Genomic DNA, 12,850 nt, shown 5'->3' on the forward strand with positions numbered 1-12,850 from the left:
TAGTTAACTATCAAAATAACAAAAGCTTACAAAAATTAATCAAGAAAAATGGAAATTACTGAATTACAAAAAGTTGCTTCGCAAGTACGTCGTGACATCGTACGCCAAGTACACGCTTGTCAGTCTGGACACCCAGGCGGTTCATTAGGCTGTACTGATTTATTGGTAGGTCTTTACTTCGACCAAATGACTTTAAAATCAGATGAAGCTGGAAATAAAGTTTTCGATATGAATGGTATTGGCGAAGACCTTTTCTTTTTATCAAATGGACATATTTCTCCAGTTTTCTATTCAGTATTAGCTCGTGCTGGATACTTCCCAGCGGCAGAATTAGCAACTTTCCGTAAATTAAATTCTCGTCTTCAAGGTCACCCAACTACTCACGAACACCTTGAAGGAATTCGTATAGCTTCTGGTTCATTAGGACAAGGAATGTCAGTTGCTATTGGAGCAGCTCAAGCGAAAAAATTAAACAAAGACAATTCATTAGTATTTGTATTAATGGGTGATGGCGAACAAAACGAAGGTCAAGTTTGGGAAGCAGCCATGTATGCACCACACCATAAAGTAGATAATTTGGTAGCAGTTATTGACTATAACGGTCAGCAAATTGATGGTCCAACTGATAAAGTAATGAACAACCGTGACTTAGGAGCAAAGTATGCAGCTTTCGGTTGGAATGTAATGAAAATGAACGGTAACGATATGGCAGACGTCGTGAAAGTATTGGCAGAAGCTCGTGCTTTTTCTGGAAACGGACAGCCAACGATGATTTTGATGACCACAGAAATGGGTGCAGGGGTTGACTTTATGATGGGTTCACACAAATGGCATGGAGTTGCTCCAAACGACGAGCAATTAGCAGCAGCTTTAGCTCAGTTACCTGAAACTTTGGGAGATTATTAATTATTGAGTGAATGAGTAAATTACTGAATTAGTGAGTGATATAAGCAATTAAGAACAAATCTTTATAACATTGAAAATCAAAAAATTACATATCAAAAATTTTAAATCTATAGCAGATTTAGAGATTATTGAACCAAATCCGTTTACGGTCTTTGTAGGCCCAAATGGGTCTGGTAAAAGTAATATTTTTGAGGCTTTGGAGTTTTGGAATTTTGTATATAAAGGTTATTTTATTGATTTGAGCAGCTTTTTTGGAGGAAAAAATAACATGTTACACTTTAGTGATTTAGAGCAAAGTGCTAGTGTGTCTGTTGAATTTCCTAATGATATTATTCTTGACAGTTTTGCAATAGTATTTCCAACTGACAGTGGTAATCAGGTATTCCAAAATAAAGTCACTTCAAATTTAGAAGCATTTAAGAAAAGTACTAACCATAATCAATTTATCCCTAACTCTTCTAGATTATTCATCAATAGTTCTAAAGGAAATAAATTAAACTTTCAAGATGATAAGAAATTAACTTTTATTACTGATAATCTGGAAAAAGTGCTGAAAAGAATTTTGAAAGATGAAAGTAAAAAAGAAGAAATTCTTGACTGGTTACGATTATTTATTCCTGAGTTTGACGATGTTTTTATTGAATCTTCTGAATTGAGTAGAACAGATACATTAATTGTGAAAGAAAAATATTCATCAAAGTATTTCACAAAAGATTTAATCTCAGACGGTACTTACAATATTCTTGCTCTTTTAACAGCAGTATTTCAATCCGATGAACCACAATTTTTGTGTATTGAAGAACCTGAAAATGGACTTACTCCAGATGTTATCAAAGAGATGGTTACATTTTTCAGAAATGCTTGTGAAGAAAAAGGTCATTATATATGGCTCAATACACATTCGCAATCATTAGTTTCTCAACTTACTCCTGATGAAATAATCACGGTAAATAAAATCAAAGGGGAAACAAAAATAAAGCAGTTCAAAGGAGAAGATTTTAACGGATTAAGTATGGATGAAGCATGGCTGACTAATACCTTAGGAGGTGGGTTGCCATGGTAAATATTGGTTTTATTTGTGAAGGTTATACTGAGCTTTTTATTTTAGAATCTGATACTTTTAAGAATCTTTTGAATGAGCTAGGACTTCATTCTGTTGGAGTAATTAATGTTCAAGGGAATGGGAATTTATTACCTCATAACATTAAAAGTCATAGAGAAAATCTTTTTAACAAAGGGGCTTCTGTAATTTTTATTTTAACAGACCTTGACCAAGAACAATGTATTACCAAAACTCGATTGAGAATTACCGAATCAGAAAATCAAATTATTATCGTTGCTGTCAAGCAGATTGAGGCTTGGTTTTTAGCAGATTATATTGCCATGAATACCATTTTTAAAGGTGATTATTCTTTTGAATTTCCAGAAAATGAAGATATCCCTTTTGAAACTATCCGAACCAAATATTTTGAAAAGTTCAGAAGAGGTCTTGTAGGCAGAGATGAAAAGAAAAGATTGGCTCAAAAAATGATTAATGCAAGGTTCTCTATTCAAAATGCTGCTGAACACCCAAATTGCCCAAGTGCTAAATATTTTTTAACTAAATTAACGCAATGCGCCTCGACAAATCCAGTCGAGTAAAAATAGAAAAATGAAAAAATATACTTTCACAGAAAAAAAAGATACTCGTTCTGGCTTTGGTGCTGGAATGCAGGTGTTGGGACAAACCAACCCAAATGTTGTAGCCCTTTGTGCTGACTTAATTGGCTCATTGAAATTGGATGCTTTTATCAAAGAAAATCCAGAGCGTTTTTTCCAAACGGGTATCGCTGAAGCAAACATGATTTGTATTGCTGCGGGTTTGACAATCGGTGGAAAAATCCCTTTTGCTACTACTTTTGCTAACTTCGGTACTGGTCGTGTGTATGACCAAATTCGTCAATCGGTAGCGTATTCAAACAAAAATGTTAAAATTGCTTGTTCACATGCAGGTCTAACATTGGGAGAAGATGGTGCTACTCACCAAATTTTGGAAGACTTAGGGATGATGAAAATGCTTCCGGGTATGACGGTCATCAATCCTTGCGACTATAACCAAACAAAAGCAGCAACCATTGCAGTAGCAGCCCACGAAGGACCAGTTTATTTACGTTTCGGTCGTCCAGTTGTACCAATCTTTACTGCTCCAGACCAAGAATTTATCATCGGTAAAGCTTGGACAGTGAACGAAGGGAAAGACGTAAGTATTTTTGCGACAGGACATTTGGTTTGGGAAGCTATTTTAGCAGGAGAAATTTTAGCGGAAAAAGGAATCGATGCAGAAATTATCAATATTCACACGATTAAACCTTTAGACGAAGAAGCAGTCTTAGCATCAGTTCGCAAAACTGGTTGTGCTGTTTCTGCTGAAGAACACCAAATAGCTGGTGGTTTAGGAGATTCAATTGCACAAGTATTAATCAAAAAACATCTTGCTCCATTAGAATTCGTAGGTGTAGAAGATTCATTTGGTGAATCAGGAACTCCAGCACAATTAATGGAAAAGTATGGATTAAATGCCGCTTCAATCGTAGAAAAAGCATTAAAAGCTATTGCTCGTAAACAAGCATAGGTTTTAGAAATATACAGAAATTTTAGGCAAAAGGCGAACAGTATAAGTAATTAGCGGAATTAAATACCCTAATTCTTATTCTTTTCTTCTTTTGCCTTTTTTATTTTAAGACTTGTGCCTATTTTGCATTTAGCATTCTAAGCCAAATGCCTAAAAATGACAGATAAAGAATTATTAGAAAAATTTGCTAACCCCGAAAGCCGTAATTATGCTTTCAATTTACTGGTACGTCAATATCAGCAGAAAGTATATTGGCATATCCGAAAAATGGTGATTGACCATGAAGATGCCAACGACCTTACTCAAGATACTTTTATTAAAGTCTGGAAAGGACTAGAAAACTTTAAAGGTGATTCTCAATTATTTACTTGGCTTTACAGAATTGCTACTAACGAATGTCTGAATCATTTAGCCAAGAAAAAAAGACGTTTTTTCTTACCAATTAATGACATCACTGAAGAACTTTCAAATAAGCTTGAGGACACGAATATGATTTCTGGAGATGAAATTCAGTTAAAATTACAAAAGGCACTCCTGACGCTACCTGATAAACAACGCTTGGTTTTCAATATGAAATACTATGATGAATTGAAGTATGAAGACATTGCCGAGATTACAGGAACTTCTGTTGGTGCATTAAAAGCTTCGTATCATTTAGCTGTAAAAAAAGTAGAAGAGTTTCTGAAAAATACGGCATCCTAAATAAAATATCAAAAAAAATATTTTTATTTTAAACCATCATAAGCCAAGACAGTCAAAGCATTGAAAATTATATTAAAATGGAAAACAATAAATTCGATTTAGAAAAGCTACCCAGAGAGAATATATTCAAAGTACCTGAAAATTATTTTGAAGAACTCCCGATGCTCATTCAGTCACAAACTTCGGCTAAAACTAAAGTAATTCCGTTAGTTTCATGGTCAATGAGAAGAACTTGGGCAAGTATAGCAGCTTGTGCGGCTATTGCTATTTTGGGATATTTTACTTGGATGCCAAAACAAGATGCTTTGGGTAATGAAGCTCTTTCGGAAGTACAAAATCAAGAAATTATTAATTACTTACTTCAAGAAAATATTAATCAAATTGACCTCGCAGAGCAATTTGAGAATGTTCAAAGTACTAAGGTTGACTTAGAAGAATCTGTAAGTGACTCTGAATTATTAGATAATTTAAAAATTAACCAACAGGATATTTTACAGAGTATTGATATAGAAAATTTAGAAGAGAATATTTAAATCAAAAAGTGAAATTCTTTTACCAGAGTAGTAACTAAATAGAAATATCGTTTTTATAACGACTTAATTAAACAAATATGAAAAAGTCAGCCATAATTATCAGCTTAATTTGCTTTATTTTCTCATTGAATGTAAAAGCTCAAGATGAACACCACAAAGGTAAAGAAAAAATAAAAGCAGCTAAAGTAGGTTTAATCACCAATCGCTTGAATTTAACTGAAGAACAAGCAAAAGGCTTTTGGCCAGTATATAACGAATTTGATACGAAGCGTTGGGAAATCAGAAAAAATATTAGACAAATTACTGCCGAAAGTAGAAATACTACTAGCTCTGAGGATAAAATTTTATCTGATTTAAAAGAAATTTTAAACTTGAAACAAAAAGACGTTGATTTAGAAAAGGAATATATGTCGAAATTTCTAAAAGTCATCAATGTTCGTCAGGTTTCAGAATTATATAAAACGGAACAGCTTTTCAATGCGATGCTTTTTAATAGACTAAACAAAAAGGATGGCAAAGATGAAAAGATGAAAATGGAAAGACCATAATTAAAAAATCCCTCAAATTATAACAGTTTGAGGGATTTTTCTTGAAAAACCAATTCAAAATCTTATTGAATTTCAGTGCCAAATCTTTTATAGTCAACTAATTGCTCTTCTGTAATCACATCATCAGTAATCATTACATCAATATCAGTGTAAGGGCATACTACAAAACTATCAGCAGTATTTAGTTTTTCAGCTGTAATTAAAGCAATTACTTTTGCCGAAACTTCTACCATTTTTTTCTTCACAACGCACTCGCCCCAATCTGGAATTGTTACCCCAATTTCAGGATGAATTCCGCAGACACCAATCAATAAAACATCGGCTCTAATCTTTGTCAGCAAATCAATAACTTCGGTTCCGTAAGTATTTTGTGCATCCTTGAATACTCTTCCACCCAACATGAACAATTCAATATTAGGATGTTCACACAAGATTTGAGCAATGGCAATACTTGTGGTAAACACTGTAGCCTTTAAGTTTGGGGACATCATTTTGGCTACTTCCATGTTTGTAGAGCCATTATCAAGAATAATTACCTGACCATCTTCAAAAAAACTTTGTGCTTTTTTAGCCAAAATTAATTTTTCTTCATGTGCAATATGAATCCTTTCTTTAAGCTTATACGGACTAGCAGCTTTGGGAACAGCTCCGCCATGTACTTTTTTCAGCAAACCATCTTCGGCTAATTCATTCAAATCCCGACGAATGGTGTCATCAGAAACATTCAGTATTTCTGCTAATTGAACAGAGGAAACTCTTTGATTAGTTTCCAACATTTTCAAGATGATTTGTAATCTTTCTTCCCTGAGCATATTTGCGGTTTAATTCGGTTTATTTCGGAATATTACACAAATTTAATAAATTTAATTTTGATTTGTTCGGTTTATTGCGGTAAATTTGTCAAAAATAATTAAAAACCGCAGAAAAACGTATGAGAATCTTAATCGATATGGATGATGTCTTGGCAGACACAAGTTTGAAAATATTAAATGAAACTAATAAAAGACTTGGTACCAATTTCACTCGTGAGCAACTGAACACTAGTCCAGAAATTTACAAAGAATATTATGAAAAGTATTCAACTGTCAGAGGAATGCTTTGGGAAAAAGGTTTTTTTGCTGATATTCCTTTAATCCAAGATGCACAAGAAGTAGTTCAAAAACTTCATGCAAAACATGAAATTTTTATTGTTTCAGCAGCAACCGAATTTCCTTTATCAATGGATGAAAAATTAGAATGGCTTGATAAATACTTTCCTTACATCGGTTGGTCGCACACAGTTTTTTGTGGACATAAATGGATGATTAAAGCAGATTATATTATTGATGACCACGAAAAAAACCTTATCAACTTTGAAGGCAAAGGTTTGTTGTTCAATGCTACTCATAATCAACACGTAAAGGAATTTACAAGAGTACATTCTTGGAAAGAGATTGAAACTATTTTATTGTAAGAAAGTCAATCTGTTTTTCACTCAGTAAGCTCATCAAAATTCGATTTCAACAATCGTAAACTATTTTGGAAACTACTATTATTCAAACAAATATTGGTAAAAATGCACGCATTGCTACCAATGCTTTATTCTTTTTATGTGGAATTAGTTTTGCCTCATGGGCATCAAGAATTCCAGATATGAAAGAATTACTTCAATTAAGTGATGCTGCCTTGGGAACAGTTTTATTCGCCATGCCAATTGGCAGTTTAACGGCTTTACCTATTGCTGGAGTAATTATTCATAAATTTGGCAGTAAAAAAATTACTTTTCTTGCCGTTTTAGTGTATTTCATTGCCTTACCTTTATTGGGGCTTTCGGCTAGTCCAGTTACTTTAGCTATTTCCTTATTCATTTTTGGATTCGGAAGTGATTTGTTGAATATAGCGATGAACGTCCAAGCTGTAGGTGTAGAAAAAATCCAAAAGCGTTCTATTATGTCTTCTTTCCATGCAGTATTTAGCATTGGTTTTATGCTTGGAGCAGCTCTTGGGGGGCTTATTGCCAAACAAGGCATTTCTACTTTTCATCATTTAGTTGCGATTGGTAGTCTCGATTTACTGATTGGCATTGTTTCTTTTTCTTACTTATTACAACACGACCATAAGTCTGATGAGAATCAACCTCTTTTTGCCATTCCAGATAAATCCTTGATTATTTTGGGTGTTATTTGTTTTTGTGGAATGCTTTGCGAAGGTGCAATGGCAGATTGGAGCGTACTCTATTACAAGCAAATCATGGATAATCCTAATGGTTTTGCCACAGCAGGATTTACGGCATTTTCAGTTTTAATGGTAGTAGGTAGAATTTTTGGTGATAGAATTTTGCAAAATTTTGGGTTAAGAAAAACACTTTTAATCAACTGTTTATTAGTTTTTGTGGGAATGTCCATTGCTATCTTCATCAGCTTACCTGAAGCAGTGGTGATTGGTTTTGGAATTACAGGTTTAGGACTTTCAACCATCGTTCCACTTATTTATAGCGAAGCAGGACATTCAAAAACAATGGCGGCAGGTGTGGCTCTTGCAGCAATTTCAACCTTAGGAATAGCTGGTTTTTTGATTGGTCCAGTGATGATAGGCTATCTTTCTGAATTCCTTTCATTGAAAATAGCCCTTTCTTCCCTGATTTTACTAGGTTTATTAGGAAGTTTTTTAACAACAAAAATTTCAAATCAATAGATGGAAGGTTTAAAGAGAGTAGCAGTAATATGTGTACTTAGAAATGGTTCTAATTTCTTGTTACTCAAACGTTTTAAAGAACCCAATAAAGATACTTACGTTCCTGTTGGCGGAAAAGTAGATGCTTTTGAAAATCCTTATGATGCTGCCATTCGTGAAGTTTGGGAAGAAGCAGGAATCCAATTACCTGCTATGCGATTTTGTGGTACTTTAGTAGAAACTTCGCCCGTAAAATACAATTGGATGAGTTTTATTTACGAAGCAGAAATTGAAGTATTTGAACCACCCATTTGTAACGAAGGTATTTTAGAATGGCATAATTTCGAGCATCTCGAAAGTTTTCCGACTCCAAAAACTGACTTTTTTATCTACGATTATATTTTACAGAAAAAACATTTTGCCTTTAATGCCATTTATGATGAAGAAGTAAAATTACTTTTTATGAATGAAGAGATGGAAAACAAAGTAGTTTTTGAACAATGAAAATTAAAATCTGTTGTATTTCTTCTCAGGAAGAAGCCCAAATAGCCATATCCTCAGGTGCTGATGTGTTGGGATTAGTTGCCAAAATGCCGAGTGGACCCGGTACAATTGATGATACTTTAATTCAAGACATTGTAAGCATTATTCCAAAACACATAGATAGTTTTTTACTGACACCTAAAACCAATCCTCATGAAATTATTGAACATCAGCGTTTTACAGGAGCAAGTTGTATTCAATTAGTAGATGCTGTTGCCATTGAAGGTTATCCTATTCTGAGAGAACATTTACCGACTATCAAACTGATTCAGGTAATTCATGTAAGAGGAGAAGAGTCGATTCTTGAAGCAAAAAAATATGAAAAATTTGCCGATATGATTTTATTAGATTCTGGAAATCCTACATTAGCCATTAAAGAATTAGGAGGTACTGGCAGAAAACACGATTGGGAAATTAGCAGAAAAATCGTTGAAGGTGTTTCTATTCCAGTTTTCTTGGCAGGTGGACTTAATCCCGAAAATATTCATGAAGCAATTGAAGTCGTAAATCCTTATGGTTTAGATATTTGTAGTGGTGTAAGGAGTAATGGAAAATTAGATTTTGAAAAATTATCTTGTTTAATCAAAGCTATTCAAGATAAAATGAGGGATAAGTAATAAAAAGGTTGTTTAGTTGAAAATATGTCTAAAATTAATCATGCTTGCCGCTATAAACATCAATAACTAAATTATTGACTGTTTTGGCTCTTTTTAGTCCTTGCCACTTGACGTTTTGACTCCCTTTTTTGACGGCGTGTACAAGCCATCTAATTGTAAGGATTCCAAAGCCAATTTATGCGAAATAGCGGAGTAACCATTTGATTGTCAGGTATCAATGTTTGCCAAGAACAGTCTGACTTAAGTAAATATAAAATAGAATGATAGCTCACTTTATGTCGATTATGACCTAATTTGTGACTCAAAAGGGGAGTATATAAGTTGCAAAATCTGATTCTGAAATATAAACAGGTAATTTATTCATCTAGTAAAGTTAAAATATTTCAACTAAACATCCTTAATAATAGGAACAGTCACCAATGCCTGTAATAAGTGTTGATACTTATTTTTCTAGGCACGGGTGACTGTTCTTATTTTTTAAGGATAGTGTTTTTTGCGTATTAGAAATGATAAATAATCACCTCTTTTTATTCTGAAACAACTTCATGATGAAATTCCTTTACTAATCCTTTCAAATACTTTATCAATTCGTCTAATTCCAAACTTGCACCATTGCTTGCATAAGCTTCATAATTTGCCATACCTAAAGTAAGTGTTTGTTCAGGAAGTAAGTCTAAAATTAATCCAAAACAAACACCAGCATTAAAATTATCTCTTTCTCCAGTGGATACTCTTTTATGAATAGTTTGTTTTCCTTTTACTTCATAGACATGATTTTTTTGTACAAGCAAAGCATCTTGATTGGTATGTACAAAAATCTGTTTGATATGATATTTTGACAATAAATTTTGCGTTACCAAGGTTAAATCTGGCTCTTCATGATTGTTGTTTAGGGCAAAAATATATCTTGCTTCATCTTCATTCATACTTAAACTTACTCTTCCATATTGTGCATATTTACTGATAAGTTCAAGTACTTCAATGATTTCCTCTTTAGTTCTTTTGCTAATATTGGCGAGGTCGAAGAAGAAATTTTTGTGCCGCATCCCAAAAACATCGTCGTCGGGCTGTTGGAATTTATTTCTTGAAAAGTATTTTGTTGATGAATTTGCTTCAATGGGAGCAAGGTTTACAACAATATTATCCAGAATGCCTTTCCAAATATCCGTGGCATGTTTAATGTTTGCCCAATTGACAAATGCCAATAAAGAACTTTCATAAACCCAGCGACTAAGATTATCTAAACCAGTTAGTGCTGCAACATACGACCATGTGAGTTGTTCAAAAGTACTTTCTTCAGTAAAAATTAATTTACCATCATTGAATTCAAGGATGTTTATTTTAGCGGGAGAAGCAATGGAAATCAATTCACAATTGGGATGAATTTCTTCAAAAACACTATTAACGACTGGATAACCCATTGTAGCGATACAGACATTTTTGATGGATAAAGCACCTAAAGAATTGGCAAGAATAGGAGCATTGCCACTCATTCTTACTTCTAAAGGACGAAGCTGTACTTTAGTGTTTTTGCCAGAAAGTGTACTTAGTTGTGTGGCTACTTCACTAATTGTTTCAAAGTAAATTGCTTGATTTTGTTCTTTAGTCTTGATGATTTTTTGAACAGTATCAATGTAAGCATCAAAGCCGACAATAGCTTTTAAAGACTTTCCATCGGATTGATGTTTCTCTAAGGCTTTGATTAAGTTTGGTAATGTTTTTTTCAAGGTTAATATGGTTGTGCTTTTATAATGTTTTGAAAGAATCTAAGAATGCTACTAAAGTAAATTTATATAATTTTAAGAAATAATTGTTTAATAAAAGTATTTTATTCTGACTAAACTATTGCCAAGTACCAAATTTTCCTTGTTGATAGTCGATATAAGCCTGATATATTTCTTCTTGTGTATTCATTACAAAAGGACCTTGTGCTACCATTGGCTCATTAAATGGTAAAGCATGACCGAATATGATTAAAGAATCACTTTCTGTTTTGATATTGATACTTTCTGCATCATTTTGAAATTCAACTAATTGTCTAGCTTCAACATGTTCCCCGTTTACTGTCATTGCACCTCTGATGATGTAAAAGAAAATATTTCTTTCTTTGGCAACATCAATGTTCAACTCGGTATTTGCTTTAAATGCAATCGTACTTAAAAATACATCCGTTTTTGATTCAAAAGCACCAGGAGTTTGTCCCCATTTTCCTGAAATTAGATTTACTTGGATAGCATCATCCTCTAAGCTAATCGTCGGAATTTCGTCTTTCTGTAAACCTAAATAGAAAGGTTTCGACATTTTCAATTTGGCAGGTAAGTTTAACCAAAGTTGAAGTATTTCTAAATCACCACCTTCTTTCTTGAATTGTTCTGAAGAAACTTCTGCATGAATTAGACCACTTCCGGCTGTCATCCATTGTACGCCACCGCTATTTATAATGCTTTCATGTCCGCTAGAATCCTTGTGCATAATGTCGCCTTCAATGATAAAAGTAACCGTTTCCATTCCTCTATGAGGATGTGGCCCAAAAGGTAAGCCTCTATTATTGGCAGGATAATGTTGGAAACCATGATGATTCAAGAAAATGAAAGGATCTACTTGTGATAAAGTACGAGTAGGCAATGGAGAATAAGTAATCAAATCTGCAATAGGTCGGTATTCAGCTTGATGAATTTTTTTAATAGTTCTCATTAGAAGATGTTTTGTTGATAATGTTAAATGCACTGATTTAACGAGTACTGATAAAGGCTTGTGTAAATTAACCAATAAATATCCTACAATCATTGCTAAAACACTTAACGATTCTTGATTCGCTTTGTTTGTATAAGGAAAGTTATCTTACACGAAAGTTCTTGTGCCAGAGTGACTTTCTCTGAATTCTTTTGGCGTACAACCGTGCTTTTTCTTGAAAATTCTGTTGAAGTAAGAAAGATTATTGTAGCCACATTTGGAAGAAATCTCAGCAATGGATTGACGAGTATCAATCAACAAACGAGAAGCATGACCAAGACGAATATCATTTAAGCTGTCAATAAATGTTTTTCCAGTTCTTTTTTTGATAAATCTACTAAAACTTACGACTGTCATATTTACGATTTTGGAAATATCTTCAAGTGAAATATCTTTATCATAATTGTGTCTCATATATACAAAAGCCTTTTCAATTCTTCGGCTATCGTAAGTTACAGTTTCATTTGAAAAGGTCTGTGTTGTTAAGGTTTTCATATTTCTTGAAACTGACAAATCATGCAAAATAGACATCAATTCCATTACGGAGCAAAAACCATTGGTTTGTGTGAGTCCTATTAAGCGAGGTTTAATAGCCTGAATGGTTTCTTGTGAAAATGAAATGCCTCTAGCCGAACGTTCAAGCATCGAGCGAATAAAACTCATCTGATTTCTTTTTAAGAATTTTTCATCAAATAAATCTTTGTGAAATTGTATCGTAATTTCATGTATATTCTCCATTTCAGATTCTTGTGAAAACCAACCATGTGGCAAATTTGAACCTACCAAAACCAATTCTAAGGTTGAAATTACTTCGTTGTGGTCACCAATTACTCTTTTCACACCTTCAGCATTTTCAATAAAATTTAACTCAAACTCTTCATGATAATGCAATGGAAAGTCAAATTTATTCTTTGTTCTAGCAAAAACCATGAAGCAATCATTTGCAGTGAGTGGAGTTATCTCACGATAAATTTTCGACATACAATTTAATTTAGTTAAATTAAT

The 12,850-nt window shown here is 33.4% G+C and carries 15 protein-coding genes; 11 read left to right on the plus strand and 4 right to left on the minus strand.

Annotated elements, in window-relative coordinates; translation table 11 throughout:
* Nucleotides 1-48: 48 nt before the first annotated feature.
* The 7 genes from VB776_RS10550 to VB776_RS10580 all read left to right on the plus strand — a co-directional run bounded on the left by VB776_RS10550 (nt 49) and on the right by VB776_RS10580 (nt 5,300).
* A complete protein-coding gene (locus VB776_RS10550; RefSeq protein ID WP_323261286.1) occupies nt 49-906 on the plus strand; it encodes a transketolase in 858 nt (285 codons plus the stop codon).
* A gap of 70 nt (nt 907-976) precedes the next feature.
* A complete protein-coding gene (locus VB776_RS10555; RefSeq protein ID WP_323328786.1) occupies nt 977-1,969 on the plus strand; it encodes an AAA family ATPase in 993 nt (330 codons plus the stop codon).
* Nucleotides 1,963-2,547 carry a hypothetical protein gene (locus VB776_RS10560; protein WP_323328788.1) on the plus strand — a complete coding sequence of 195 codons (585 nt, stop codon included), beginning with the start codon at nt 1,963-1,965 and terminating at the stop codon, nt 2,545-2,547. The genes VB776_RS10555 and VB776_RS10560 overlap by 7 nt, the downstream gene beginning before the upstream one ends.
* Before the next feature lie 10 nt (nt 2,548-2,557).
* Nucleotides 2,558-3,517, plus strand: a complete 960-nt coding sequence (locus tag VB776_RS10565) for a transketolase family protein (protein WP_323328790.1) — start codon at nt 2,558-2,560, stop codon at nt 3,515-3,517.
* A 156-nt stretch (nt 3,518-3,673) separates the two neighbouring features.
* A complete protein-coding gene (locus tag VB776_RS10570; RefSeq protein ID WP_323328792.1) occupies nt 3,674-4,219 on the plus strand; it encodes an RNA polymerase sigma factor in 546 nt (181 codons plus the stop codon).
* 77 nt (nt 4,220-4,296) lie between these two features.
* Nucleotides 4,297-4,752 carry a hypothetical protein gene (locus VB776_RS10575; RefSeq protein WP_323328794.1) on the plus strand — a complete coding sequence of 152 codons (456 nt, stop codon included), beginning with the start codon at nt 4,297-4,299 and terminating at the stop codon, nt 4,750-4,752.
* Between the two features lie 77 nt (nt 4,753-4,829).
* Nucleotides 4,830-5,300 (plus strand): hypothetical protein, encoded by a 471-nt coding sequence (locus VB776_RS10580; RefSeq protein ID WP_323328796.1) that lies wholly within the window; start codon nt 4,830-4,832, stop codon nt 5,298-5,300.
* A 62-nt stretch (nt 5,301-5,362) separates the two neighbouring features.
* Here the strand turns inward: VB776_RS10580 and VB776_RS10585 are convergent, their stop codons facing one another.
* Nucleotides 5,363-6,112 (minus strand): DeoR/GlpR family DNA-binding transcription regulator, encoded by a 750-nt coding sequence (locus VB776_RS10585; protein WP_323328798.1) that lies wholly within the window; start codon nt 6,110-6,112, stop codon nt 5,363-5,365.
* 119 nt (nt 6,113-6,231) lie between these two features.
* On the opposite strand from VB776_RS10585, the gene VB776_RS10590 reads away from it, so the two are divergent.
* The 4 genes from VB776_RS10590 (at nt 6,232) to VB776_RS10605 (ending at nt 9,112) form a co-directional block, all read left to right on the plus strand.
* Nucleotides 6,232-6,753, plus strand: coding sequence for a 5' nucleotidase, NT5C type (locus VB776_RS10590; RefSeq protein WP_184133332.1), 522 nt, complete (start codon nt 6,232-6,234; stop codon nt 6,751-6,753).
* 65 nt (nt 6,754-6,818) lie between these two features.
* Nucleotides 6,819-7,973 carry an MFS transporter gene (locus tag VB776_RS10595; protein ID WP_323328801.1) on the plus strand — a complete coding sequence of 385 codons (1,155 nt, stop codon included), beginning with the start codon at nt 6,819-6,821 and terminating at the stop codon, nt 7,971-7,973.
* Nucleotides 7,974-8,456, plus strand: coding sequence for an NUDIX domain-containing protein (locus tag VB776_RS10600; RefSeq protein WP_323328803.1), 483 nt, complete (start codon nt 7,974-7,976; stop codon nt 8,454-8,456).
* On the plus strand, nt 8,453-9,112 hold the full coding sequence (locus VB776_RS10605) for a phosphoribosylanthranilate isomerase (protein ID WP_323328805.1): 660 nt from the start codon (nt 8,453-8,455) through the stop codon (nt 9,110-9,112). The genes VB776_RS10600 and VB776_RS10605 overlap by 4 nt, the downstream gene beginning before the upstream one ends.
* A 527-nt stretch (nt 9,113-9,639) precedes the next feature.
* Here the strand turns inward: VB776_RS10605 and VB776_RS10610 are convergent.
* From VB776_RS10610 to VB776_RS10620, 3 genes are all read right to left on the minus strand, one after another.
* Nucleotides 9,640-10,839 carry a hypothetical protein gene (locus VB776_RS10610; protein WP_323328807.1) on the minus strand — a complete coding sequence of 400 codons (1,200 nt, stop codon included), beginning with the start codon at nt 10,837-10,839 and terminating at the stop codon, nt 9,640-9,642.
* 115 nt (nt 10,840-10,954) lie between these two features.
* Nucleotides 10,955-11,806 carry a pirin family protein gene (locus VB776_RS10615; RefSeq protein ID WP_323328810.1) on the minus strand — a complete coding sequence of 284 codons (852 nt, stop codon included), beginning with the start codon at nt 11,804-11,806 and terminating at the stop codon, nt 10,955-10,957.
* 147 nt (nt 11,807-11,953) lie between these two features.
* Nucleotides 11,954-12,826, minus strand: a complete 873-nt coding sequence (locus VB776_RS10620) for an AraC family transcriptional regulator (protein WP_323328812.1) — start codon at nt 12,824-12,826, stop codon at nt 11,954-11,956.
* Nucleotides 12,827-12,850 lie beyond the last annotated feature (24 nt).

This window comes from Arcicella gelida (assembly GCF_034931025.1).
Taxonomy (GTDB): domain Bacteria; phylum Bacteroidota; class Bacteroidia; order Cytophagales; family Spirosomataceae; genus Arcicella; species Arcicella gelida.